The organism is Dyadobacter sp. OTU695 (assembly GCF_038440355.1).
GTDB lineage: Bacteria > Bacteroidota > Bacteroidia > Cytophagales > Spirosomataceae > Dyadobacter.
Genome location: NZ_JASATN010000001.1, coordinates 291,568 through 317,713 on the forward strand (window position 1 = coordinate 291,568; position 26,146 = coordinate 317,713).

A 26,146-nucleotide genomic window follows, 5' to 3' on the forward strand; every position below is an offset into this window, starting at 1 on the left:
GAAGCATGTGCTTTTCCGGCGAAATGATAATCATACATTTAAAACACTTATGGTAGCAACTCAAAAAGCAGATATCCGCGAAATTCTCAAAAACCGTATTCTGGTACTGGATGGAGCTATGGGTACGATGATCCAGCGGTATAAATTGGAGGATCACGACTACCGGGGGGAACGGTTCGCAGATTGGCCGCACGATGTGAAAGGGAACAATGATCTGCTCTCGCTCACACGTCCGGACATTATCAAAGAAATTCACGCCGCTTATTTTGCGGCAGGGGCAGACATTGCCGAAACCAATACATTTTCAGGCACGACCATCGCCATGGCCGATTACGGCATGGAGGAGATCGTGTATGAGCTCAACTACGAATCTGCACGGCTTGCGCGGCAGGTTGCGGATGAATTTACGGAGCGTGAGCCGCATAAGCCCCGTTTCGTGGCCGGTTCCATCGGGCCAACCAACCGTACCGCATCGCTTTCGCCGGATGTAAATAATCCCGGTTTTCGGGCCATCAGCTTTGATCAGCTGGTGGAAGCCTACTATGAGCAGGTAAAAGGCCTGACCGACGGAGGTTGCGACCTGTTGCTGGTTGAAACGATTTTTGATACACTGAATGCCAAAGCCGCACTTTTTGCGATAGATCAATTCTTTGTGGATGCAAAGGCTGGTAAAGTTCCACACCTGGATTCATGGCGCATTGAGCCGGGGCAGGCATTGCCGATCATGATCTCGGGAACAATTACCGATGCTTCCGGAAGGACGTTGTCGGGTCAGACGACCGAGGCATTTTTGACTTCGGTGTCCCATTTACCATTATTATCAGTTGGTCTGAACTGTGCATTGGGAGCCGATTTGATGCGCCCTTACGTGCAGATTATGGCCAAGGAATCGCCTTTCTATACTTCTGCGCACCCTAATGCGGGCCTGCCGAACGAAATGGGTGAATACGATCAGACACCGGAGCAAATGGGCGAGATCATTGACGGGTTTTTGAGGGACAACCTGATCAATATCATCGGCGGATGCTGCGGTACTACGCCCGATCACATTCAGGTAATTGCCGAAACGGCCCGGAAATACCGGCCAAGACCATTGCCGGAAACGGAAACGGTCATGAAACTTTCGGGCTTGGAACCGGTAAAGATCAATGCACTGACCAATTTTGTGAACATCGGTGAGCGTTGTAATGTAACCGGCTCCAAGAAATTCGCCCGCCTGGTACGTGAAGGCAAATATGACGAAGCGCTCACTATCGCGCGTGAGCAGGTGGAAAGCGGAGCACAGGTGATCGACGTGAACCTCGACGAAGGTATGATCGACGGTGTGGAGGCGATGAAGACGTTTGTGAACCTGATCGCATCCGAGCCGGACATTTCTAAGGTGCCGTTGATGATCGACTCTTCGAAATGGGAGGTTATCGAATCGGGCCTGAAATGCGTGCAGGGAAAATCCATCGTGAACTCGATTTCTCTCAAAGAGGGTGAGGAGAAATTCAAAGAATCGGCGAGGACAGTGCTCCGTTACGGTGCAGCTACGGTTGTAATGGCATTCGACGAAAAAGGTCAGGCTGATAACTACGAACGCAGGATCGAAATCTGCGAGAGGGCTTACCGTATTCTGGTAGACGAAGTCGGTTTCCCGGCAGAGGACATCATTTTTGACCCCAACATCCTGACCGTTGCTACGGGGATGGAGGAACATAATAATTACGCGGTCGACTTTATTAACAGTGTGAAATGGATTAAGGAAAACCTGCCGCATGCGAAAGTGTCGGGTGGTGTTTCCAACGTTTCATTCAGTTTCCGGGGTAATGAGCCGGTCCGTGAGGCGATCCATACCGCATTCCTCTACCATGCGATCAAGGCGGGTATGGACATGGGTATCGTGAATGCGGCACAGATTGGCATTTACGATGAAATTCCGAAAGATGTGCTGGAACTTGTTGAAGATGTATTGCTTAACCGCCGCCCGGATGCGACCGAGCGTCTGGTAACCTATGCGGAAACGGTTAAGGACAAAGGGAAAACCCAAAATGGCCCCGACCTTTCGTGGAGAGAGCTTCCAATTAAAGAGCGCATTTCCTACGCATTGGTGAAAGGTATTTCGGATTACGTAGATGAAGATATTGAAGAGTGTCGCCACTTGTTCGCACGTCCGCTTGAAGTAATCGAGGGACCTTTGATGGACGGGATGAGTATCGTCGGCGACTTGTTTGGCGAAGGTAAAATGTTCCTGCCGCAGGTTGTGAAATCGGCTAGGGTCATGAAGAAGGCGGTGGCATATTTGCAGCCGTTCATCGAAGCTGAAAAACAAGAGGGCAATTCATCGGCCGGTAAAATATTGATGGCAACAGTAAAAGGCGATGTACACGACATTGGAAAGAATATTGTCGGTGTGGTGCTGGGTTGTAATAATTACGAGATTATCGACCTGGGCGTAATGGTACCGACGGATAAGATTCTGGCGGCTGCCGTGGAACATAATGTGGATATTATCGGTCTTTCCGGCCTTATTACACCGTCGCTCGACGAAATGGTGGGTGTTGCCAAGGAAATGGAGCGCCGTGGCATGAAAATGCCGTTGCTGATCGGCGGTGCTACTACTTCCCGCATTCACACGGCGGTGAAAATCGACCCGAACTATTCCGGGGCGGTAATCCACGTGCTTGATGCGTCGCGTTCGGTACCTGTGGCAGGCAAGCTGATCCAAAGCGCGCAAAGTCAGGCAGATGTTTTAGCGGATATCAAAGCAGAGTATGCCAAACTGCGTGACGATCACGCGAAACGGGGCGGAGAAAAGGCGCACGTCACTATTGCTAAGGCAAGGGATAATAAGGCAAAAATTGACTGGACAAGCTTCCAGGCCGTGAAACCTCAGTTCCTGGGTACCCGTGTGTACGACGATTACGATCTGGCAGATATTGCGAAATACATTGATTGGACACCGTTCTTCCAGACTTGGCAATTGCACGGGAAATACCCAAAAATCTTCGATGACGCAGTCGTAGGTAAGGAGGCGATGAAGTTGTACGAAGATGCTGCTGTTCTTTTAGGAGAAATCATTCGTGATAAAACCTTGAAAGCGCGGGCTGTGGTCGGTTTCTGGCCGGCCAACTCGATCCAGGACGATATCGTGCTGCACCATTTCGAGGAAGAAACCCGTGAGGTACCTTGTGAACGTCATGGCTCGCACCAGCATATCGAATATAAGATCAGTCAGCAGAGCGTCGCAAACCTGAATGCAGGCGAATTGGTAGCGGATACCGCTGCCGTATTGCACCATTTACGTCAGCAAAGCCAGAAAGCGGCTAACCTGCCGAACTACTGCCTGTCAGATTTTGTGGCTCCGCTGGAATCCGGCCATACCGACTATATCGGTGGTTTCGCGGTTACGGCAGGTGTTGGCATTGAGGCATTGCTGGACAAATATGAAAGAGATCACGACGACTATAACAGCATCATGGTCAAGGCACTGGCCGACCGTTTGGTGGAAGCCCTGGCAGAACTAATGCATGAAAAAGTGCGCAAGGAATTGTGGGGTTATGACAAAACCGAAAGCCTGACGAACGAAGAGCTCATTAAGGAAGAGTACAAGGGCATTCGTCCGGCGCCAGGCTATCCTGCTTGCCCTGATCATACCGAAAAGCGTCGTTTGTTTGATCTGCTTGGTGCTGAAGAGCTTGGTATTACCCTCACGGAAAGCTTTGCAATGTATCCTGCAAGTAGTGTGAGCGGTTGGTATTTTTCACATCCGGACAGCCGTTATTTCCCGGTTGGTAAGATCTATAAAGACCAGGTTGAGGATTATGCACGCCGCAAAGATATGCCGGTCGAAGAGATCGAGAAATGGCTCTCGCCGGTGCTCGGATACTAGAACGATTTTATTTAAAAAGTACAAAAGGAGAGTAGTTCGTTGCTATTCTCCTTTTTTTGTGCCCAAAATATACTAATTTTTACAAAAGGGCGTAATTAGGTGGTATGGCGTGTCTTAATCAGGTATTTATACGCTATTTTTTGACGTTTGAACGCCTGATATTTGCATTACTTAAGTGAGAACTTAATAGTTTATTAGCCATGAAAAGAAATATCTCAGTTTTCATCCTTCTCATACTACTGGCATCGTCCTTCAAATACAGGACTATGACGAGAGAAAATGCCCAGCCCGTTATTACCGCAGGGTACGGAAGCAAGCATGTGACCAAGGAAATGGTAGCATCTTCCCTGGATGCAGCGGTTGCTGACCTGCACAAAGCCAACCTCGAAATGGCGAAAGGCAATCCGGCATTTTTCAAATCGTTGTGGTCCCACCAGGATGATGTTACTATGTTCGGAGGTATTGCAAATGCCGATTCCAAGGGCTGGAAAGCTGTTGAAGCAAGCCTGAACAATGCCGGAAGCATTCCCGCGAAAGATGTGACGTATACATTCGAAAAAGTCGCAAGCCAGGAAGGCGCTACACAAGGCTATCTCATTCAAAAAGAGCATTACCTTTTCGCGGATGGCCGCCAGGCCGATTTGCATGTGACAGTCCTTTTCCGGAAAGAAAATAATGTCTGGAAAATCGCCCATCGTCAGGCTGATTCCATTTCAACTGATGTAAAATCAGACAAAACTTCTAAATAATTGCCTCTCTTCCTGATATTTTGAGTTAGTTGCAGCCAAGCGACTAATTTGTTGTTATTTTGCACCTTTGGTTAAAAAGTGACAACAAACTACGCATGGAGAGATTTACAGGATTGCTGGGTATCGTATTGATCCTGGGCATCGCGTTCGCGATGTCGAATAACAGAAAGGCTATCAATTACCGTACCGTCGTCGTAGGCCTGGGCCTTCAATTCGGGCTTGCAGTCTTTATCCTCCGAACCGACATCGGCCAGTCGATTTTTCAATGGCTTGGCGACAAAGTCCAGAAATTGCTTTCTTTTTCGGATAAAGGTGCCGATTTCGTTTTCGGCACATTGGTAAGACCTGAACTGATGCAGCGAGCATTCGGACCGGGTAACGATTTCGTCTTCTTTTTTAAAGTAATTCCAACGATCATTTTTGTGGCTGTGCTGGTGAATATGCTCTACCATTTGGGCATTATGCAGCGCGTCGTGTCGGTGATTGCACGCGGCGTATACTGGCTTATGGGCGTGAGCGGTGCGGAAGCACTTTCGAACGTGGCTAGTACGTTTGTCGGACAGGTGGAGGCGCAGATCATGATCAAGCCGTATCTGAAAAACATGACCAACTCCGAACTGATGGCATCGATGACAGGTAGTTTTGCCTGCATTGCCGGTGGGGTAATGGCCGTATATATTTCATTGGGTGTACCGGCGCCCTATCTCATCGCGGCAAGTCTGATGGCCGCTCCCGGCGCCCTCGTCATTTCGAAAATCGTTTTCCCCGAAACGGACAAGTCTGATACGAAAGGAATGGTGAAGCTGGAAATCCAGAAAACCCACGCCAACCTGCTCGACGCCATTGCCGCGGGGGCGAGCGAAGGCCTTAAAGTAGGTTTTAATGTAATTGCGATGCTGATCGGTTTTATCGCGCTCGTGGCATTACTGGATTACCTGCTGGGCTACATTGGCGGTCTGTTCGCATTTCCGCAATTGAGCTTCAACTTCATCCTAGGTAAGATATTCTCTGTTTTCGCATGGGCAATGGGCGTTCCGGCGAAGGACATCGAGGCGGCGGGCTCATTGATGGGTACCAAAATGGTAATTAACGAATTCGTAGCTTACCTCGACATGGTAAAGCTGAAAGACACGCTTGACCACAAAACCATCGTCATTACGAGCTTTGCATTGTGTGGTTTCGCCAATTTTAGCTCCATCGCGATTCAGGTGGGAGGGATTGGAGAGCTCGCACCTTCCCGTCGTGCCGATTTGGCCAGGCTTGGGTTTAAAGCATTAATTTGCGGTACATTGGCCTCTTACATGTCGGCTACCCTTGCGGGATTGCTTTTGTAAAACGAGGCCGTCAAAAAGGTATTCAATTGAACACAAAAAGAGCACAACGGTTGCTCTTTTTGTGTTTTTGAAGGTTTCATTGGCGAAAAAGCTGTGCTTACCTGGCATAAAAGTTTTTACCAACATCCTGTCAACATCTGAAAAATCGTATCAACACATTGTACTATGAAACGTGTCAAACTCTTCTGGTCTTTACTCAAAGATAGTTTCGAGGAATTTCTGAACGATAATGGCATGAAGCTGAGTGCCGCGCTTTCGTACTATACCATTTTTTCACTGGCGCCAATGCTGCTGGTGATCATTTCGGTTTTCAGTATTTTCTTTGGCAAGGATGCGATCCAGGGTGAACTGTTCGGGCAAATCAGCGGATTGGTAGGCGCTTCCGCCGCTTCGCAATTGCAGGAAATTCTTAAAAATGCCGAACTGTCCAATAAATCGGGTGTCGCGGCGGCGATAGGTATTGCTACCCTGCTGATCGGTGCTACGGGGGTCTTTGCCGAAATGCAGGATTCCATCAACTTTATATGGGCCATCAAAGCGAAACCCAAGAAGGGCTGGCTCCAATACCTGAAAAACAGGCTGATATCGTTTTCTCTTATCCTGACGCTCGGTTTTCTGCTGGTGGTTTCGCTGGGAGCGAGTGCGCTGGTTGATCTGCTAAGCTCACGGTTGGAAGCGTTATTCTCGGAGGCGTCGGTAGTGGTGTTTTATATTGTCAATCTGGCGCTGGTGCTTTCGATCATTACTGCATTGTTTACCGTAATTTTCAAAGTGCTGCCCGACGGAGAACTACGCTGGAAAGAATGTCTCGTTGGCGCCGCATTTACCGCCGTTTTATTCCTGGTCGGGAAATTTATCATCAGTTTCTACCTTGGGCAGTCGGATCTTGGGGCGGCATATGGTACTTCGGCCTCGATTGTGATCCTGCTGACCTGGATTTATTATTCGTCAATCATCCTCTATTTTGGAGCGGAGTTTACCAAGGTATATGCGCGTCTCGATGGTGTAGCTATCGCACCCAATAAGCATGCGGTGCTGATTGTCCGGCAGGAGCTCGACCGGAAGACCGGTGCCACGATTACCGACTAAAAAAGCCCTTCCGGTATCAGAAGGGCCTTTTAATCACAAAAGAGAATCAGAAACTAGCGGATCACCATTTCGAATGGCATGCGGGCCTGCATTCCGCCCATATTCATTAACTTTTTATACATTTTCACATATGGAGCCATATCGCCGAGCGCCTTGTTGGTGGCCTCTTCTTCATTGTCACCCAATAGCTTTTCGACCATTTCATTAAATGGACGCTTTTTCTCAGGATAATAGCGTACGCGATAGTCTCCCTCTTTCAGCTTGGCGGCCTTTGCGGCAATTTTAATTGCATCGTCCACACCGCCGAGTACGTCGACAAGTCCGTTCTGTTTGGCCTCGACTCCCGACCAAACGCGGCCTTGCGCAAGGCCTTTCAGTTTTTCGACAGACATTTTGCGGCCTTCTGCTGCTTTCCGGGTGAACGTTTCGTAGCCTTCGTTAACGCTTTTCTGGATCATACTCTTTTCAAAATCAGTCATTTCGCGGGTAGCGGTCGGCCAGTCGGCGTGGGGGCTGGTGCCGACGCCATCGAAGGTAATGCCTAACTTGTTGTTCATGAAGTCGGTCACATTGAAAATCAACCCGAAAATACCGATTGAACCGGTGATGGTATTAGGCTGGGCAACGATGGTATCGCAACCCATCGCCATGTAGTAACCGCCGGAAGCGGCTACGTCGGACATGGAAGCAATAACGGGTTTCTTTTTTGCGGTTAGCTGAATTTCGCGCCACATTACATCCGATGCCAATGCGCTGCCGCCGGGTGAATTGATGCGGATCACCACCGCTTTGATCTTGTCATTTTCACGGATTTCTTTCAGTTCCTTCACAAACTTCTCGGAACCGATATTCGAATCGCCGCCGTCACCACCGGTAATTTCTCCTTCCGCGACGAGCACGCCTACTCTTGTGTTGAAATCACCCTTCTCGACAGCGCCGGACCCTTGCAGGTACTTGTTTACACCAACATAGGAAATCGACTTGTCCGCATCGATTTTCAGGTCTTTTTTCAATACTGTTTCAAGCTCATCCTGATAACCCAGGTTGGTAACAAATTTGTATTTCAACGCCGATTTCGGGTTTTCTACGGCCAGCGAATCGGCCAGATTTTTGAGTTCATCGACGGGAATATTGCGGGAAGCCGAAATGTTTTTCAGGAAGTTGCTATTGATGGCGCCGATCAGTTCGATGGATTGCTTTTTGCTCGCCTCGCTCATGTCCTGGCGAGAGAACATCTCGATTGCGCTTTTGAACTCGCCGACCCGGAACACCAGTGGCTTGATTTCCAGCTTATCGAATGTGCCTTTGAAGAAACTATACTCCGCCGAAAGACCGTTCCATTCGATGCCGCCGGCGGGGTTGAGATAAATCTTGTCGGCTACGGAAGCAATGTAATAGCCCTTCTCTGAATAGCTCTCTCCGTAAGTGACAACGAACTTCTTCGATTTTTTAAATTCCAGGAGCTGGTTCCGGATTTCTTCCAAAGTGGCCCAACCGGCCTCCGGACCTTCCGTTTTCAGATAAATACCTTTGATTTTATCATCGGTCTGCGCGCTTTTCAATGCATCTATAATGTCCTTCAGACCCACTACACTTTCTTCGCCGCTAAAAGGCACTCCAAATTCCGACAAGGGATTGTCGACGCCTACTTCCTTGATCGGCTGGTTCAGATCGAGCCTCAGTACCGATTTGTCTTCGAGCGTTACTTTTTCCTCCGAAGAGAAAAGCGAACCAATGCCGGCCAGAATGAAAAAGGAGAGGAACAGGAAGAGGATAATGCCTACGAAGGTCGCCAGGACATATTTAAGGAATTGTAACATAATCTATTGCTAATGGATTTCGTCTCTATAAGTTGATTAAGGAACAAAATTACGTATTAATTGTCGCGGTTTGTGGATGAAATAATGTCAAAAGGTCGTTTATGCCTATTAAGTGGTTGAAAATGACTGCTCCAATTTTTCAGTCTGAACCAGCGGTTTTACATAAGCAGATTATTTACTTTTGGAGAAAAAATCAGCACATGAAAAAGACCCTCATTTTAGTCCGGCATGCAACCGCCGAAGACCAGAGTTTCAGAATCAAAGATTTCGACAGAAATTTGAACAGCAAAGGTCTGTCGGAGTCGATTGCGATGGGGAAATGGCTGGTTGGCGAGGGGGTGAAACCTGATATTTTTGTGTCCAGCCCCGCTTCACGGGCGTATAAGACGGCCGAGATCATCGCCGGTCAATACAAACTGCCGGTTGATGTCATTCAGACAAAGGAGGGAATCTATGACGGTGGCCCCAGGGCGTACCTGCAGGCGGTGAACACCGTATCAGAGGAGCATACGACGCTGATACTGTTCGGTCACAACCCGGACATTACTTATTTCGCGGAATATTTGTCGGGTGACAGTATAGGGTCCATGAAAAAGGGAAGCGCAGCATTTATTGAATTCAAAGATCAGAAATGGGAGGAAATATCTGCGAAAACCGGTGATCTGGTGCTGTACAAGACACCCAAGCAGGTAAGAGACGAAGAGTAAAATGGAAAAATCAAACCGGAACAAGAAGATATTTATCGTCGTTTTTATCGCGTTCGTAGCACTGTTCGCATACATTTCGTACGACATGTCGAGCCGCACCACCGCGCCCTGGAACAAACCCAAGCAACTAAAAAGGGCACTGCCGGGAGCTACCCCGGATGCCGATTCGTTGAAACTGGATTCATTGCTGAGGGAAGTAGAAGAGTAACGGCTCAGCTTCTGGGGTGAAATTCAGTGATGATTTGCCTGAGATAATCACGGTCGAGGTGTGTGTAAATTTCGGTGGTGGTAATGGATTCATGTCCCAGCATTTCCTGCACTGCGCGCAGGCTCGCCCCGCCCTCGATGAGGTGGGTAGCAAACGAATGCCGGAACGTATGTGGACTGACGTTTTTGTGAATACCCGCCTTTTCAGCCGTATCCTTGATCATCAGAAAAATCATCACCCGCGAGAGCTGGCCGCCGCGCCGGTTCAGAAATACGATATCTTCGCTTCCTTTTTGAGGAGCAATATCCCCTCGCACATGATCAAGGTAGATTTGGGTATACTTAATAGCCTCTTTCCCGATGGGGATCAGCCGCATTTTGTCGCCTTTTCCGATAATGCGGAGAAAACCGATATCGAAATGACAGTTGGTAAGCTGCAAGTCCGTCAGTTCCGAAACGCGTAAGCCCGAGCTGTATAAAACTTCCATGATCGCCCGGTTCCGTGTGCCCTCAGGCGTAGAATGGTCAATAGCGCTTAGCATTGCTTCGATTTCTTCATACGACAGGACATCCGGCAGTTTGCGTGGCAGGCGGGGGGATTCCAGCAGTTCGGTCGGATCTTCCGAAATTTCGTTTTCAAGCATTAAATACTTGAAAAATGCTTTGATGCCCGACAGCATCCGTGCCTGCGAATGCGCGGCCAGGCCCATCTCCGCGACGTATTTGAGGAAAGCCGACAGATGTTCTTCCTGTATGCGGGCAGGACCAAGGTCGATCTTACTTAGTTCGAGAAATTCTTCCAGTTTTTCCACGTCCCGCACATATGCCTCCACGGAGTTGCCGGAAAGCGAACGTTCAAGTCTGAGGTAATTTTTAAAATGTTTGATGTAGCTTTGCCACATAGCGAAGGAAGAATTTATGAATGCTACAAAGCAAATGAAAAAGATATTGATCCTGAACGGCCCGAACCTGAATCTTTTGGGCAAAAGAGAACCCGGAGTGTATGGAAACCAGTCGTTCGAAGACTATTTCGAAACGCTCAAAGGGATTTTTCCCGAAACGGAGCTGCATTATTTTCAATCGAACCACGAGGGCGCTTTGATCGACAAAATCCATGAAGCAGGGTTCTCCTTCGACGGGATCGTCATCAATGCGGGCGGCTATACCCATACCTCCATAGCCCTGGCGGATGCATTATCGTCTGTTACCACGCCGGCAGTTGAGGTACACATTTCAAATATCCACGCTCGCGAATCGTTCCGGCACCACAGCTACCTGACATCGCGCTGTAAGGGAATAATTGCCGGGTTGGGGCTGAAAGGCTATGAGCTGGCGGTGCGGTATTTTAATGATTGAATGAATTTTGAATGACTGAATGACTGAATGACTGAATGAGTGAATGATTAGTTGGTCAATAGTTATTGCTGTAAAAGCTAGTTATTAGTCATATGCCTTCGATTCATTAGTTCAGGCTATCTATTTCAATTATTTGAAACTCAGCTATTCAAGAGTCAGCTATTCTGTCTTAGCTCGCCAATTCATTCAATCATTCAATCATTCAATCATTCAAAATTACCTAAACACCGCATTTCCAAACAGCAGTTTGCCTTTTTCCAGCATTGCACGAAACACCGGGTCGTCCATGAGGTAAATTACCTGCCCGCGGCCTAATTCCTGGGTTCCGATGATCAGGGTATTTTTTAGCTTGCCGGCCATTTTGATACCTACAAATCCGGCTTTGTAATTGTCTTCCTTCAGATAGCCTACATTCCAGCCGTCTTTGAGATAATCGCGCTCATAGGCGTCGCGTACGATTGTGAAATATTCATCCCCGCATCCGAATGCAAGCGGATGGGTAGCATCCATGCTGACCTGGTACATACTCCCCGGCGAGGAGTCGCTCGCTTCCTGACGTTGCTGTTCGCCATATTTTTTGAATGTGTCTTCATCCCTTTTTTTTTCGGAGAATTTCTTGGTTAGACCAAAACCGGGTTTGTTGACCAACGCATCGGTTGCATGCTCCATGGCAATCAGCTTGCCGCCATTTTTGACCCAGCCTTGAATAGTGTCGAGCAATTTGTCGGAGATCATATCGCCATAGCGGCCGTCGGGCAGGATCAGCACGTCGATTTCGTTCCAGGGCAAACCAGCCAGTTTCGCAGCATTGACGATTGTTACCGGGTATTTAATCTGTTGTTCGAAATAATGCCAGATGGCGCCAAATGCGGTCGGAGAAACACCATCGCCAGCTAATGCAACCACTTTTGGCGCTTTGAGGGCAACAACATGATCATTGCCGAAATCGGGGCCCGTGCTCACAAAGCCGGTTTTGACGGGAGTGAGTTTCACGAAATGTTTGTTTGCCAGCGAGGTTACCACTTTATCGAACGGAATGCGCTCGTTGCCTTTTCTGGTGATGATCAATGTGCCGGCCGGATAACTTATCTTGTCCATTTCAAACGGCGTATTCGAGGTTTTGACCAGCACGCCGCCTTTGAGAAGCTCTGCGAGGAAAGTTGCATCCTCTGCATTCGACCAGTTTGCAAGATAAGCGTAAGGTGCTGCGGCTGGTATGATATTCTCAATCGCGGCTGGCTGAGCGGCAACTGGAGTCAGTTTTTCTTTTAAACCATAAGCTTTCAACCCAAAAATATAGGCGAGGCCCCAGCTGGTAACATCGTACGTCACCGAGTCTTCCAGGGCCGGTTTAGGGTCGAAAAGAATGCGGAGTAAATTGGATTTAGGTTGATAAGCGCTGATCAGCAGGTCATCATTGTCTATTTTGATCATTTGCTCGGCAGAAGATGTCAATTCCGTGCCCTTGGCGGACATAGCTTTACCCGCGATGCCGTAGTTAAATCCCTGCCGGTCGAGCCAGTTCCTGAATGACCGGATGTTCTCATTATTGCCCGTTTTAATGAGGTAAGTTTTAAAATTACCCGTCGGCGCGCTGGCGGCATCCTGATGGAATCTGATAAACTCCGCTACAATCTTTTCCTTTTGGGATAATACTGCTTCCAATGTAGCCAGACTCGTCGCATAGTGGTGTGCAATGCGGTCGTTGAGTGTCAGTGTATCGTGCTCGTTCGCGCGTTCGAGCGCGAGGCCTGCGCGTCCGCTCCCGCCTTGCTCGTACGTGACGCCGATGGCGCCATTGGCGGTGGGCCAGGTGTCGCCGTAGCTGGGATAAAACAGGTCATAATCGTTCCGGGTGAAATAAGCCCAGTTGTTTTTGTCAAAATATTTGCGGCAATACTCGCCTATCAGCTCGTTGAACTGCCTTTGCCAGGCCGTTACGTCCTTGTTGTAGGGCTTGGCAGCCGGTGGGAAGTAATAGCTTCGCGAAGGGCTCATTTCGTGGAAATCGGCATGGAAATGGGGCATCCATTGATTGTACAATGCAATGCGCTCCTGTGTCTCTTTTTGGGTTTGCCAGGCCCAGTCGCGGTTGAGGTCGAAAAGATAGTGGTTGAAACGCCCGCCCGGCCAGGGTTCTTCATGTTCAAGCGCAAAGGGCGTTACATCCGGCGTCGCATTCCGGACGCGGTTGTACCATTGTGTATAGCGCTCGTACCCGTCGGGATTGATGCACGGATCGATAAGGACTACCATATTTTTGAGAAAATCCTGCGTAAGCGCATTGTTCCTGTTTAGTAGCTCATAAATCACTTTCATGCTCGTATTGGCCGATACAGCCTCATTGCCATGCACATTATAGCTCAGCCACACAATCGGCGGGACACTTGCGTCGGCTTTTCCCGGCAGCAAACCGATACTTTTCAGGTGATTCGTCCGGATCGATTCCAGTTTGGCTATGTTCTCGGGCGACGACACGAATGCGAGCATCAGCGGGCGACCTTCGTTGGTAGTGCCATACCGGACCAGCTTCATTCTGTCGGTATTCTGTGACTGAACCGATTTGAAATAATCCACGATCAGGTGATGATATGCGAATCCGGAACCGAGCGGGAAGCGCAGGAACTCATCTGGCGTCTGGGTTTGAGCGAATGCAGTTTGGATGGAAAACAAAAAGAAGAGGAAGTGTATCAGTCTGGTCATAGGAAGCGAAATGGCGTAGGTGGTAACCCAAAGTTAAAAAGATACCTGAATTACGCTCCACTCGATAGAGAGATAAAAAAAGTTTGTGTTAAATGTTGTTGAAAATGAGTTAACTAAAAATTAATTGATTTTTATTTGCTGCCAGATGTTGCTTTTTTAAATCTGACCCTGCATCTTTGCACCACGTTTTCGGAACAGGGAAACGAAAAGTGAAAGAAAGTAGTTGAAAAAACGCACGAAGTAGGAGACCAGTCGGCCCATTCGTCTAGCGGTTAGGACACGACCCTTTCACGGTTGAAACAGGGGTTCGATTCCCCTATGGGTCACAAAACCGTGCGAAACAGCACTTTCAATCATTCAAAAAACCGCTCAGATTTTGAGCGGTTTTTTTGTGTCTACTCCCTATATATTTTTTTGCTGAAAGAAAAAGTTCGACGGTTTTTTACATGGGAAAGTCAGCTAGTTTTAATCTTAATTCGAATTAGTTAGCGCTAGTCCTCAGTTAGTTGCATCCCCGTAATATTTTCATTTTTATTTTCCTCATCAATTTTAGGATTCGTTTGTCACAAAAATTGCGTCTAGCAATTCATTAGACCCAATTTTGCGGATTTTTCTCTTTTTGAATGGAGTGTCCCAGCGTTTTCGCAAGCAATATTATTCTACAAGTATAAAATATTTTCTAAGTCTTTGTAGTATATTTGGAACGAGCGAGAAGATTGATTTCTAAATTGTATTACAATCGATTACCTCGTTCGCATCGCCCACTTATTTTTTACGCTCTATGAAATTTTTACTGAAACTTGTTTTTGCGGGAGGAGTGATAAGCTCAGTGGCAGCGGCTCCTAACAATGAAGCTGGAAGCAGGGTTTTGCCTGTGGACAGCGTAACTGTGGAAAGCAGTATTGCGAGTGACCTGAACGGTTCTTACGAAATCAGGAATCCCTACGCAGAGTCTGCGGACGAATCTTTTACTATTGCGGCCAAAACGGCTGCGCCTCTGGCTACGCGGGTTTCCTGCGGAGGCCGGATTTGGACACATGGCGAGTTTCTGGGAAGAACAGGTGACGACCAGCCAGTGTACACGCGCATTACGGAGAACCGGATTTACCTCAACTGGAATGGCAAGGTAGCCGATAACATTTTTATTCTTTTTAACCTGAAAGAGAACACTTTTCCAAACAATCCTACCAACGACGCGATGATCAGCGCCTGCGTGAATCCCGTTGACCCGAGCACTGCACCGGTGAATATGTTGGGTACGAACGGAAGCGGTCAGATCACTTGTAATGGCGTGGTTATGCCGGATGGTAACAGGCTGGGTGTTTTTGTGGGAAGTACAGGGAATACTTATCAGTTTATCAAGTACGTGAATGGCTTTTTGCGTGTCATGATCAAACAGGGAGAGAACGACACTCGTACAGATAACTACTATATGGGGTTGCTCGGCGAAACGATCGAGGGGAGAAATGGAAGTTACCTGGACCCGCAATGGAGAGGTGTATTGACCACCACTATGGCGAATAGCTGCTTCTGGCCAGCAGTGCCCAAGTCTGCGACACCGCTGCCTGACAATAACTGCGCATCCGGCCCAGCAATCGGCAATGTTACCAATATCAGCCAGACTGCCCTCACGGTTTCTTTCACCGGTTCCGGCGTAAGCAGCCTGAAATGGAGTATCAAATCAAATGGTAGTTCGGTAAGATCGGGAACGACGAACGATTTCGGCAGCGCTACTTCGACTAATTTGACGTACAGTTCACTGGCTCCGGGCAATTATACATTAGAAATTGAAGGGAATAATTGTACTTCGGCAGTGAGCAGCCGTGCATTCACGATCAACGAGCCTGTGGTAACCATTCCGGATTGCCAAAATGGCCCCTCAGTGACCAGCGTCGCCTCAATCACCCCGAGCAGCGCGACAATTAACTTCGGCGGAACCAACCTGCATGTATTTTCATGGAGAATCCTGGACGGCAGTGCCAATGCAGTGGCAAGTGGCAAAACGGGCACCCTTACTTCTAATGCAGCCAACCTGACATTTAACTATCTGCAAAACGGCACATACACGTTCGAGTTGAAAGCCGAGGATTGCAAAGCGCCAGCTGTGGCAACAAAGAGTTTCAGCGTTTCTGCGACGGACACGCGTACGGCGTGTACACGCGGACCAAGTCTGCAGTCGATCGTATCCTCAGGCGAAACATCGCTTTCGTTCCTTTTCGACGGCGATAATGTGTTTGCGATCGACTGGAAGATCAAAAAAGATGGTGCTGTGATCCGCCAAAACCGGGTTGCGCCTACCAGCAACACACCTTCTATCAGTTACAACACGCTGACGACCGGCATTTATACCCTAGAAATCCAAGGCGGAAACTGTAAATCGACACCCACGTCGACAGCATTTGGCGTGAATGTTCCGCTGCCCATTTACATATCGAATTTTGAAGGGAAAACCGTCGAGAAAGGCGTTGAGCTGACCTGGAATGTAGTTGAAGAGAAGGACGGGAAGGAGTTCGAAATACTACGTTTCGATGACCGTATGCAGAACGAGGTAGTACTTGGCAAAGTAGCTCTCACAGACCAGCGCATAGGCAAATACAGCTTCCTCGACGAAACCCCATTGCTTGGAACAAATTATTATCAATTGAAACAGATTGATATTGACGGCACTTACACCAAAAGTAAGCTCGTCGCGGTCAATCCTGGCATTATCACCGGTACAGTTATCGCACCAAACCCTGCTCAGGATTTCGTGAACGTTCAATTCTCGTCACGTACTGCCGGAACTTCGGATGTGATGATCTACAACCTCGCCGGACAACCTGTAAGCAGCTCCGCGATCCGCATTTCGGAAGGCAAAAATGCCCACCGCATTAATGTGAAGAAGTTGGGTGGAGGACATTACTTCATGAAGATCAACCACGGTGGCGAAGCGACGAAGCTACGCTTTATCAAAGCCGATTGATGGGTGAAATCCACTGATCGACGAATAATGCAAACAGCCGGGCTTTGAGTCCGGCTGTTTGCGTTTAAACCTGGCTGGCAACGATCCTAGATAGGCGAAGGGGTAATGCCGGCAATCCTTTCAAGTCCCAATGTTACACGCTCTATGCGGTCGACATTCCCCCGCCTCGGATCCGAATAAGCCTGTGCCACCGAGCGCATATAGGCCTCGCCCATGCGGGTATCAAAAAACGGGTCATGCTGCGCCAGGCTTTCGCGCCATTTCGGCCCGACTATTCCCTTCGCTTTCGAAAACCGCAGCAGCAGTCGCTGCTTGATCGGCACCAAAACCCGATCGGTCAAACTTGTTTCGATGTGCATAATGTGTAATTTGCGGTTAACAGATTGTGTTTTATCAAATTTAATTCAATTTAAATTAATAGCAATTCAAAGTGAATTAAAATTGTGACTCTTTTTTAATAATGTTTGACTATCAAAGAGTTCGAAGACTTCGCGAGCATTTGCAACTTAGTGAAACCCAGTTTGCTAAGAAGATAGGTGTTGCTCAAAGTACCTATCATAGATTTGAAAAGGGCACGGCAAGTTTGACGGCCGAAGCCATCAGTGAGATCATCACCGAATTTGATGTCGATCCCTATTGGCTGCTGGTCGGACACGGAGGAGATGAACCTGAATTTGTTGATAATGCTGATCTCATCACGATAAGTAAAAACGAATACATCGATTTGCAGCGCAAGGCATTGCAAAACCAGGACGAGCGGATAGCGGAGTTGGAGAGGGAGTTGGGGAAGAAGTGATGAGTAGGCCAATAAGGGCTTTGAAATTAATCAAACACACTATGATAGAGACAATTACCCATAAGGGGCTTAGCCTCTTGTTTGTGTACGACAATCCTTCCAAACTTAGCGCTCATCTGGTGGAGCGCCTACGTGAAATCCTCTCAATGCTCGACGCCGCCGAGCGTATCGAGCAACTAGATTTTCCGGGTTATCGGCTACATAAACTTTCTGGTGAATATAAGGGTTACCACTCCATTAGAGTCAATGCAAACTATCGGATAATTTTTCGTTTTGTAGATGGGAATGTATTTGATGTGGATTATATTGACTATCACTAACAGCGCGCATTATGATAAAGAAAGGAATGCGTCCGAGTCATCCGGGCGCGATATTAATGGGAATGATTGAAGGACTGCGGGAGGAAACGGGGAAGGAGTTCGCCGTTACTGAAATAGCTTCCGGCCTTGGCGTGAGCGAAGCAACACTTTCTTCAATATTAAATCAAAAATTGGCCATTAACGCCGAAATGGCTGTAAAACTGTCCGAAGCATTCAACTCGAGCGCGGACTTGTGGTTGAATTTGCAGCGCAACTACGATTTATGGCTGGCTGAAAATAAGGTCAATCGCGATGAAATCACGCATTTCGTCGCGAATGAAGGTCGCTCCGGACTGCTTTCAGCTTAGACGTACTTTAAAAGATCAAATTTAATGGATCAGGCCTCACCGGGGAGGATTCGGCTGGGATGCCACCCCGATACTGCTCTGCCACTTCACCATTTTCATCTAAATAGCCAATTTCTTGTAGCCGCTTTCTGGATAGTTCCGCAGCATTGGGAGAATTTTCAAGTTCCCTTCTTCTTTCGGCCACATAAGCCCGCACTTTATCAACCAGTTCCTGAGTCATTTTTGTAGTGTAGTGTGTTAAGGGAGAATCTCCCGGTTGTCAGATAACCAAAGTTCAAAAATATCCAGCTCTTTTCCTACCCCTCCGGCTGCAACCGTGCCTCCTTCCACCATTGCGTAAATACCTGATCTCCTTTCAGATCCACCTTCTGGCCGATCAGCGGCGTTACGAGCGGTATGTTCTGTTTTTGCGCTTCGGCGCTTGCGCGGAGGATGGGCTCGTTCCAGTCGTGGATGGAGAGGGCGAATTTGGCCCAGTGTACCGGCATTAATTTCCTTGCTCCGAGTTCGCGGGCAGCTGTTACGGTTTCTTCGGGCATCATATGGATGTATTTCCAGGCTTCGTTGTACTGACCGCATTCGAGCAAGGCGAGGTCGAACGGCCCGAACTGCGCGCCGATCTTTTTGAAATGGTTGTCATAACCCGAATCCCCGCCGATGAAGATCTTCATGGTCGGCGTTTGCAACACGAATGATACCCATAAAGCTCGGTTACGGCTGAAATCGCGACCTGAAAAATGCCTTCCGGGAGTTACATTCACTTTAAAACCACCGCCGAGGTCGGCACCTTCGTTCCAGTCTTTTTCGATAATGTTGGCTAAATCATAGCCCCAATATTCGAAATGCTCTCCCGTGCCGAGGCCGGTTATGACTTTTTTGACCTTGGTTTTGAGTTTCAGGATCGTCTCGTAATCGAGGTGGTCCCAATGGTCGTGGGAAATGAAGAGATAGTCGATGACCGGGAAATCTTCAACCTGATAAACGTCGGTGCCTTTGAAGCTCGGCGTGGTGAATTTCAGGGGCGATGCGCTGCCACTGAAAACCGGATCTACGAGCATGGTTTTGCCGTCGATCTGCATAAAATACGACGAATGGCCGAACCATACCAGCACATTTTCCTCCGGTTTTAAATGCAGCAGATCCGTTTTTTGAGAAGGGATCAATGCGCCCGGAACGTTGTATTTGCTCTTACCGAAGAAAAACTTCGTGATCACCTTCAGATAACTGTTACCCTCGGCTAGATCGGGGGTGAAGCTCTCGTTTTGAAACTGCCCGTCACGGTAATGAGGCGACTTTTTGATCCTTTCGAGCCGTGCGCCCGAGGGGTGTCTTCCAAATAACGGCTGCTGCATGAATACAACCGTGGCAAGGACTATCAATCCAAGAAAAATGAAGAATATCATGAAGGAAAATTTAATGATCCGTTTACTCATAGTATGTGGAGGAGTGTTGAAAGTTTAAACTGGACGAATGTACGGTTTCTTATGTATTTTTGAATTTACTAATCCAAACAAAACCAACGAGTCATGAAAAGAAGTGTATTGCTCTATTTGCTATTCCTTTTGTCGTGGGCGGCCATCGCCCAGAATTCTGCCCCGGACACGAGCTGGATCAAAGCCAACTATAACAAAACAGAGCAATACATTACCATGCGCGACGGCGTGAAGCTGTTCACGGCGATTTATACCCCCAAAGACGATTCGCAGGCTTACCCGATTATCATGCAGCGCACGCCCTATTCGGTGCGGCCTTATGGCGAAGGCAACTACCGTCGCACGCTTGGGCCTAATGCGCACTTAATGCGCGAGAAGTACATTTTCGTGTACCAGGATGCCCGGGGCCGCTATAAAAGCGAAGGCAATTTCCGCGAAATGACTCCCGCGATCGAAAACAAAAAGGGTAATAAGGACGTTGACGAGTCGAGCGATACGTATGACACGGTTGAATGGCTTTTGAAAAACACCAAAAACAATGGTAAAGTAGGTCAATGGGGTATTTCGTTCCCCGGGTACTATTCCTCTGCGGGATTACCGAATGCGCACCCTGCCATGGCTGCCGTTTCACCCCAGGCACCGATGTCCGACGAGTTTATCGGTGACGACTGCTACCACAATGGTGCGTTCTTTTTAATGGATAACTTCGGATTTTACAGCGGTTTCGATGGCCCCAAAACCAAGGATGGCACGGGTTACCAAAGCCATTTTAATGCGGAATATAACGACGCTTACAAATATTTCCTTGACTTCGGCCCGCTGAAAAAGACTAATGCCGCACCCTATTTCGCCGATCCCAACAGTATATGGCGGCAGACCACCGCGCACCCGGTTTACGACGAATTCTGGCAGTCGCGGAATATCAAAAAGCATTTGAAAAACATTAAACCGGCCGTGCTGGTGGTAGGAGGCTGGTTTGATGCGGAGGACTTGTACGGGGCATTGAAAACTTATGCTGCCATTGAAAAGCAAAGCCCGGGCAACAACAACCGGCTTGTAATGGGCCCGTGGACGCACGGTGGCTGGGCCGCACCCGCATGGAAAGGGTTTGCACAATACCAGTTTGGTGCGGACGTGAACAAATACTATCAGGAAGAGATCGAGACGAAGTTTTTCAATTTCTATCTCAAAGGAAAAGGTGCATTTGAACAGTCGGAAGTCACTGTTTTTGAAACCGGGACGAATCAGTGGAAGCATTACGACACCTGGCCACCGGTTAACAGCCAGCCAACCACTTATTATTTTGCTAAGAATGGAGGAATGGCTGTTGCTAAACTGTTATCGGAGCCGAGCTCTACTACCTACGAAAGCGATCCCGCCAAGCCGGTACCATACACCAATGTCATCAGCGGCCACCGCAACAACGAATACATGGCCGAAGACCAGCGTTTTGCATCACGCCGTCCCGATGTGGTGAGCTTCCAGACAGATACGCTAGCAGAGGATTTGACATTGACCGGAGAAATAGTAGCTAATCTGATGGTTTCGATGACCGGCTCCGATGCCGATTTTATCGTGAAAGTGATCGACGTATGGCCAGCCGGATCGACGGTGCCCGCGGCGCAGGAAGGCGGAAAACCGGTGATAATGGATGGTTACCAGCAAATGGTGCGTGCGGAAGTGCTGCGCGGGAAGTTCCGGAACAGTTTTTCAAAACCGGAGCCATTTGTGAAGGATAAGATTGAAAAAGTGACTGTCAAACTGAATGAAGTGGCGCATACCTTCAAAAAAGGTCATCGTGTGATGGTCCAAATTCAAAGCAGCTGGTTCCCGCTCGTAGACCGCAATCCGCAGAAGTTTATAAACATTTTCGAAGCATCGGAATCCGATTTTCAGAAATCGCGGATCACCATCCACCACGATGCTAAGCATAGCAGTAGCATTACTTTGCCGGTAATGCGCTGATATTAAGTCAATACCCTTTTAGTCCTAAATCCCTAAATCCTAAATCCAATGAAGAATGTATGCCGGAAAATCCCGGTTTGTTTCGTCGTGCTATGGCTGGCTGCCAGCACGACGGGTGTTTGGGCACAAACCAAACCCAGGTTTCATGTTCTGGCCATGGCGGAGCCTGGCGGTCATCACATAGCCTATTCCAAAGCAGCCCGGCCCTGGCTGGACTCACTGGCTGCCAAAGAGCATTTTAGTATTGATTATATTGATAAAACAGATCCGATAAACGAGGCATATCTGTCAAAATACCAACTCATTATCCAGCTCGATTATGTGCCGTATGGCTGGAAACCGGAGGCGGTAGCAGCATTCGAAAAATACATCGACGAAGGCAAAGGCGGCTGGATAGGCTTTCATCATGCAACGCTGCTGGGCGAATTCGACGGGTACAAAATATGGCCCTGGTTTTCGGATTTTATGGGCGGCATACACTACAAGAACTACATTGCTGATTTTGCCGCAGCGACGGTGAAAGTGGAAAACAGCAAGCACCCGGTTATGAAGGGGATACCTGGGTCGTTTCCGGTTCAGAAAGAGGAATGGTACATCTACGACAAAAGCCCGCGCCCGAATGTGGACGTGATCGCGAGCGTGGATGAATCGACTTACCAGCCCGATTCGAAGATCAAAATGGGCGATCACCCGGTCATTTGGTCTAATCCGGGCAAGAAAGCGAAGAACGTCTACATTTTCATGGGGCATTCACCCGTGCTGTTCGAAAGCGAGGTCTATAAAACCATTTTCAAAAACGCGATCCTCTGGGCTGCCCAAAAATAACCGGTTATGCTGAAAAGAATTTTAATGCTTGTGCTGATCGTAAGTCGTTTTACCTAGAACGAAATGCCAGCCCTTTCACTTTACTTAATCCCCTTGCGTTTTTTATATTCCTGATAACGCTGGTTATATTCTTTCAACTCTTCTTCCTTGAAAGTCTTCATATAATGCTCCGGTAAATCGAGCCGCTCTTTCATTTTCAAGGTATTCGAAAGCTCTGCGAGGGTATTCACGCCGTTTTTATCTTTATTCAAATCAAAAGCGTCGTACAAATCGCCGTTGACGGTAAAGGCTTTGAATGAAAGCTTATTCCGATCGATGGTAATGGCCTGGTATAATTGCGTGTTCGAAGCGGCGCGGTCCATCCAGTTTTGCAGGCCGATGTCATACATTTTCGGGCCGCTCACCGACACTACGTAAATAGGGCCATCAGGCTTTTTGCGGCTTTGGCCAACCGGAATATTCAGGCCGCGACCGTAGGTGTGGTCGTGGCCTTGCAGCACGATATCGATCCGGTGTTTTTTGTACAAGGGCTCCATTTTAGCGCGCCATTCGTCGTTATCACGGCCGTTCTTGGTAGAATAGATCGGGTGATGGTGTATCACGACCGTCCAGCGGTTCGGATTATTGGCAGCGATTTGCTCAAACCATGCCGCCTGCCTTTTAAGTGTTGTCGAATCCAGGATAGCCGCCTGCGAATCGAGCGAAATGAAGCGAACACCTTGGTAATCCACGTAATAGGCGGTTTCGGAAAGTCCCTCCGGGCCGTTTTCAGGCAATGCGAACTGCGGTTTCCAATGTTTTGAAACAAAAAGATTACGTTTCTCGTCACGGAAATACTCGTGGTTGCCCGGCGTGGCCAGGTTTGGCACCATACCATTGATCCAACCGCCCGCTTCAAACCACTCGCCCCATTGATAATCCGCATTGGAATTGTTAATAAGGTCGCCTGCGTGGATCATCAGATTCGCTTTCGGCAATGTCTGGAACGCGCCCCGCACCGCCCGCGACCATAGCGAACGAATATCGTTCTGCGCATCGCCAAAATAGAGAAACGATACCGGTTCAGGCTTGTCGGACGCCGTTTTGAAATGGAACCATTCACTCCACGATTTTCCGTCGCCGACGCGGTAGACATATTGTGTGGACGGTTTAAGATCGCCGAAATTGGCTTCGTGGTAATGTGCGGTTTTGCCTTCAATCACCACTTTGTGCGTGGCCGCCTGGACGGTTCGGGCTTTGGAAGGGAAATCGGGTGACGGGTCCGCCTCGTGAATCGCTGCAACGGCTGCCGTTACGGTGGAATCCGTACGCCAGTTTACCGCCTGCGAAGTGGCGGGATTGCCTTTGTAACCCAATATGATCCGGTCCGGAAAGGACGAGGGCGGGTAAGTTTTGTTTTGCTGCGCGAGCGTAGTGCCGACAGTTAGTAGCATTCCCGCAAGGAGGAATTTGGAATATAAATGACTGAAAGGCTGCATAGGGACTGTGGCGAGTTGTCGTCGCAATATTACCCGTTTGGAAAGCAATCGGGCTAGTCACTATCTTTATTTTACATTTTGATAATATTCAGAGCCATGAAACGATATTTACGACCGATTTTTACCCTCTGCCTATTCCTGGCATCCGTTAGCGCTTGTAAAAAGGACAAAGACCCCGGGCCTGTCGTAGAGGAAGATCCTGCGAAGAAGTTTGTGAAGATCCTCGACGATTCATTGAAGGGAAAAGGCTTCGGTTACAGTTTCGCGGTTTATAAGAAGGATCAGCTGATCGGGAGCGGGGCTGGTGGCTTTCAGGCCAGGAGTGTTGAAGTAAAAGAAGACAAGCTTGTGACTCCCGACACTAAAATGCAGATCGCGAGTATGACTAAAACCATTACCGCGGCCGCTTTCCTCAAACTGGCGAAAGAAAGAAATATCAAAGCGACCGATAAGATCATCGACTATCTGCCCAAGACCTGGGTCAAAGGCCCTAATATCGAGATCATTACATTTAAGGACCTTCTCACGCACACAAGCGGAATTGTGGGAATGGGCGAAAACTGCCGGAACGGTGCATTCACCGAGAATGTATGGTACGGTTTGAAGTTGCTTGTCGAAAATGGTATTAAAAAAGAAAATCACGGATCAAGCTGTTACCAAAACGCCAATTTTGGGCTTTTCAGAGTGCTCATACCATCCATTAACGGACTCAAATTTACCGGTAATGATGAAAATGATGCATTGCTTGCATTCGCGGGATATGAAGAATATGTCGAAAAGAACATTTTTGAAAAGGCGGGCGTAGTTGCCGGAGATTTCTTTTCCAATGGTGTCCCAGTGCCCACTTTCGGCTACGATTTCCCTTATTCGGGCGAATACGGTTTCGATCCGGGTGATTTCAGTTCGACTACGGGCGGTTATGGCATTTACCTGACGGCCAACCAGGGCGTAAGGCTTTATGCGGCACTTTTCTCGCCCGAGAACAATGCTGTTATCACGCAGGAAATCCGTGATGAAATTGTGAACAACGGATTGGGCAGTTACAGCGCCGTAATGCCCGAAGGAAAATTCAGCTACCACGACGGCTGGTGGTATTCGGGAATGGGTGTCCTGAATCCGAAGGGTTTCAGGAGCGTATGGATGCACTGCCCGGAAGACATTACGGTCGTGCTCTTCACGAACGCATTACGCAACGGCGACGGTCTGTTCCCCATCAGTTCGGGTTTTTACCAGGATATCACTTCCTACGTATTGTGGGCGTTCTCCCGGTATAAGGATCCGGGGCGAGGCAAGCGAGTACGGCAGGTTAATTTTCACGAGTATCTGGAACATCCGGAGCCGCATTGATGGCACTGCTAGGCAGGCAATGCGCCCGGAAGCATCATCAAAAAACGGTCAGCTTTCGTAAAATCCAATTGTTCGTAGAATATCCCGAGCCTATTCAGGTTTAGGTAGTATTCGTCGACATGCCGGTAATAATACTGCTCCGATTGGATGTACCAGGCAACAGGCCCTAACTTGTCGGAGAGAAACCACTTTTCAAGTAACCGTGCCGCCCGCCCGTTGCCGTCATTGAATGGATGAATGCAAACGAACAGTAAATGAATGAAGGAGGCGTAATAGAAAGTTTCCTCTAAGGGCAGATCAGCATGCAAGAGAAAATCGATGTCCTGCCATAGTTTCTCCATTTCACCTTCCAACAGACGTGCGGAGGCGGCCTCGAACTGGATTTTTCCGGTTTTGTGCTCCATTACCACCATTTCATTTTTGCGGTAAACGCCGCGTCCATGTTCGGGCAGCAGATGCTCGGTGAGAAGGCGGTGCGCTTGTAGAAAATGGTTACTGGTCAGCCTGTTCTCTTTTGCGTAAATGTAAGCCCGGAAGAGATCATTTGGCTTTTCCGTGAGTTCCGGGAGGTATTCTATATGCTGGATTTTGTGTTTGATGTAGCTATCGACTTCCATTGGCTCACCTTCGATTTTGGAGGAAGTTATGACGGCAACAGAGGTGTAAAAGTTGAAAGAATCGGCACGCACGAACGTCGCATCCAGCCGGCGCAACGCTTCGGAGAGACCGCGTCCAAGTTCGCTTTTGTATTTTTCCAGTAAAATGTCCGAAAAGATTCTTCCCATGGGGTAGGTTTTCTTCTGTGTGCGTTATGCCCATGCCGACACATGAAAT

General features: G+C 48.4%; 22 protein-coding genes and 1 tRNA gene. 15 read left to right on the top strand and 8 right to left on the bottom strand.

Features of this window, described 5'->3' with window-relative positions; all coding sequences use genetic code 11:
* The first annotated feature begins 49 nt into the window (after nt 1-49).
* The 4 genes from metH to AAHB90_RS01395 all read left to right on the top strand — a co-directional run bounded on the left by metH (nt 50) and on the right by AAHB90_RS01395 (nt 7,046).
* A complete protein-coding gene (gene metH / locus AAHB90_RS01380; protein WP_342083110.1) occupies nt 50-3,874 on the top strand; it encodes a methionine synthase in 3,825 nt (1,274 codons plus the stop codon).
* Nucleotides 3,875-4,074: 200 nt separating this feature from the next.
* Nucleotides 4,075-4,623, top strand: a complete 549-nt coding sequence (locus tag AAHB90_RS01385; RefSeq protein WP_342083111.1) for a nuclear transport factor 2 family protein — start codon at nt 4,075-4,077, stop codon at nt 4,621-4,623.
* A 95-nt stretch (nt 4,624-4,718) separates the two neighbouring features.
* On the top strand, nt 4,719-5,957 hold the full coding sequence (locus AAHB90_RS01390) for a NupC/NupG family nucleoside CNT transporter (protein WP_342083112.1): 1,239 nt from the start codon (nt 4,719-4,721) through the stop codon (nt 5,955-5,957).
* A 165-nt stretch (nt 5,958-6,122) separates the two neighbouring features.
* On the top strand, nt 6,123-7,046 hold the full coding sequence (locus AAHB90_RS01395) for a YihY/virulence factor BrkB family protein (protein WP_342083113.1): 924 nt from the start codon (nt 6,123-6,125) through the stop codon (nt 7,044-7,046).
* A 53-nt stretch (nt 7,047-7,099) separates the two neighbouring features.
* Here the strand turns inward: AAHB90_RS01395 and sppA are convergent, their stop codons facing one another.
* The gene (gene sppA, locus AAHB90_RS01400; RefSeq protein WP_342083114.1) at nt 7,100-8,866 is read right to left on the bottom strand and encodes a signal peptide peptidase SppA; all 1,767 of its coding nucleotides are present in this window, start codon (nt 8,864-8,866) and stop codon (nt 7,100-7,102) included.
* A gap of 200 nt (nt 8,867-9,066) precedes the next feature.
* On the opposite strand from sppA, the gene AAHB90_RS01405 reads away from it, so the two are divergent.
* The gene (locus AAHB90_RS01405; RefSeq protein WP_342083115.1) at nt 9,067-9,573 is read left to right on the top strand and encodes a SixA phosphatase family protein; all 507 of its coding nucleotides are present in this window, start codon (nt 9,067-9,069) and stop codon (nt 9,571-9,573) included.
* 1 nt (nt 9,574) lies between these two features.
* The gene (locus AAHB90_RS01410) at nt 9,575-9,781 is read left to right on the top strand and encodes a hypothetical protein (RefSeq protein ID WP_342083116.1); all 207 of its coding nucleotides are present in this window, start codon (nt 9,575-9,577) and stop codon (nt 9,779-9,781) included.
* Nucleotides 9,782-9,785: 4 nt separating this feature from the next.
* Here the strand turns inward: AAHB90_RS01410 and xerD are convergent, their stop codons facing one another.
* Entirely contained in the window at nt 9,786-10,682 is an 897-nt protein-coding gene (gene xerD / locus AAHB90_RS01415) for a site-specific tyrosine recombinase XerD (RefSeq protein ID WP_342083117.1), read from the bottom strand.
* 34 nt (nt 10,683-10,716) lie between these two features.
* Here xerD and aroQ point away from each other — a divergent pair, with 34 nt between their 5' ends.
* Nucleotides 10,717-11,136, top strand: coding sequence for a type II 3-dehydroquinate dehydratase (gene aroQ, locus AAHB90_RS01420; protein ID WP_342083118.1), 420 nt, complete (start codon nt 10,717-10,719; stop codon nt 11,134-11,136).
* A gap of 216 nt (nt 11,137-11,352) precedes the next feature.
* On the opposite strand, the gene AAHB90_RS01425 is transcribed toward aroQ, so the two are convergent.
* Complete coding sequence (locus tag AAHB90_RS01425; RefSeq protein WP_342083119.1) at nt 11,353-13,839, bottom strand: M14 family zinc carboxypeptidase; 2,487 nt, start codon at nt 13,837-13,839, stop codon at nt 11,353-11,355.
* Between the two features lie 254 nt (nt 13,840-14,093).
* Between AAHB90_RS01425 and AAHB90_RS01430 the strand changes: the two genes are divergently transcribed.
* Nucleotides 14,094-14,165, top strand: a tRNA-Glu gene (locus tag AAHB90_RS01430).
* A 455-nt stretch (nt 14,166-14,620) separates the two neighbouring features.
* A complete protein-coding gene (locus AAHB90_RS01435; RefSeq protein WP_342083120.1) occupies nt 14,621-16,801 on the top strand; it encodes a T9SS type A sorting domain-containing protein in 2,181 nt (726 codons plus the stop codon).
* Between the two features lie 86 nt (nt 16,802-16,887).
* Here AAHB90_RS01435 and AAHB90_RS01440 read toward each other — a convergent pair whose 3' ends face one another.
* On the bottom strand, nt 16,888-17,160 hold the full coding sequence (locus tag AAHB90_RS01440) for a hypothetical protein (RefSeq protein ID WP_342083121.1): 273 nt from the start codon (nt 17,158-17,160) through the stop codon (nt 16,888-16,890).
* Between the two features lie 101 nt (nt 17,161-17,261).
* On the opposite strand from AAHB90_RS01440, the gene AAHB90_RS01445 reads away from it, so the two are divergent.
* The 3 genes from AAHB90_RS01445 to AAHB90_RS01455 are packed head-to-tail and all read left to right on the top strand — an operon-like array spanning nt 17,262 to nt 18,264.
* A complete protein-coding gene (locus tag AAHB90_RS01445; RefSeq protein WP_342083122.1) occupies nt 17,262-17,597 on the top strand; it encodes a helix-turn-helix domain-containing protein in 336 nt (111 codons plus the stop codon).
* A 41-nt stretch (nt 17,598-17,638) separates the two neighbouring features.
* Nucleotides 17,639-17,917 carry a type II toxin-antitoxin system RelE/ParE family toxin gene (locus tag AAHB90_RS01450; protein ID WP_342083123.1) on the top strand — a complete coding sequence of 93 codons (279 nt, stop codon included), beginning with the start codon at nt 17,639-17,641 and terminating at the stop codon, nt 17,915-17,917.
* Nucleotides 17,918-17,928: 11 nt separating this feature from the next.
* Nucleotides 17,929-18,264, top strand: a complete 336-nt coding sequence (locus AAHB90_RS01455; protein ID WP_342083124.1) for a HigA family addiction module antitoxin — start codon at nt 17,929-17,931, stop codon at nt 18,262-18,264.
* A gap of 7 nt (nt 18,265-18,271) precedes the next feature.
* Here the strand turns inward: AAHB90_RS01455 and AAHB90_RS01460 are convergent, their stop codons facing one another.
* The gene (locus AAHB90_RS01460; RefSeq protein WP_342083125.1) at nt 18,272-18,484 is read right to left on the bottom strand and encodes a hypothetical protein; all 213 of its coding nucleotides are present in this window, start codon (nt 18,482-18,484) and stop codon (nt 18,272-18,274) included.
* Between the two features lie 76 nt (nt 18,485-18,560).
* Nucleotides 18,561-19,667 (bottom strand): MBL fold metallo-hydrolase, encoded by a 1,107-nt coding sequence (locus AAHB90_RS01465; protein ID WP_342083126.1) that lies wholly within the window; start codon nt 19,665-19,667, stop codon nt 18,561-18,563.
* A gap of 123 nt (nt 19,668-19,790) precedes the next feature.
* On the opposite strand from AAHB90_RS01465, the gene AAHB90_RS01470 reads away from it, so the two are divergent.
* Together AAHB90_RS01470 and AAHB90_RS01475 are read left to right on the top strand one after the other, a co-directional pair.
* Nucleotides 19,791-21,662 carry a CocE/NonD family hydrolase gene (locus tag AAHB90_RS01470; RefSeq protein ID WP_342083127.1) on the top strand — a complete coding sequence of 624 codons (1,872 nt, stop codon included), beginning with the start codon at nt 19,791-19,793 and terminating at the stop codon, nt 21,660-21,662.
* A 48-nt stretch (nt 21,663-21,710) separates the two neighbouring features.
* Nucleotides 21,711-22,487, top strand: coding sequence for a ThuA domain-containing protein (locus AAHB90_RS01475; protein WP_342083128.1), 777 nt, complete (start codon nt 21,711-21,713; stop codon nt 22,485-22,487).
* A gap of 80 nt (nt 22,488-22,567) precedes the next feature.
* On the opposite strand, the gene AAHB90_RS01480 is transcribed toward AAHB90_RS01475, so the two are convergent.
* A complete protein-coding gene (locus AAHB90_RS01480) occupies nt 22,568-23,920 on the bottom strand; it encodes a fibronectin type III domain-containing protein (RefSeq protein WP_446717867.1) in 1,353 nt (450 codons plus the stop codon).
* A gap of 141 nt (nt 23,921-24,061) precedes the next feature.
* On the opposite strand from AAHB90_RS01480, the gene AAHB90_RS01485 reads away from it, so the two are divergent.
* Nucleotides 24,062-25,312 carry a serine hydrolase domain-containing protein gene (locus AAHB90_RS01485; protein WP_342083130.1) on the top strand — a complete coding sequence of 417 codons (1,251 nt, stop codon included), beginning with the start codon at nt 24,062-24,064 and terminating at the stop codon, nt 25,310-25,312.
* 8 nt (nt 25,313-25,320) lie between these two features.
* Here AAHB90_RS01485 and AAHB90_RS01490 read toward each other — a convergent pair whose 3' ends face one another.
* A complete protein-coding gene (locus tag AAHB90_RS01490) occupies nt 25,321-26,097 on the bottom strand; it encodes a Fic family protein (RefSeq protein WP_342083131.1) in 777 nt (258 codons plus the stop codon).
* Between the last annotated feature and the right edge of the window lie 49 nt (nt 26,098-26,146).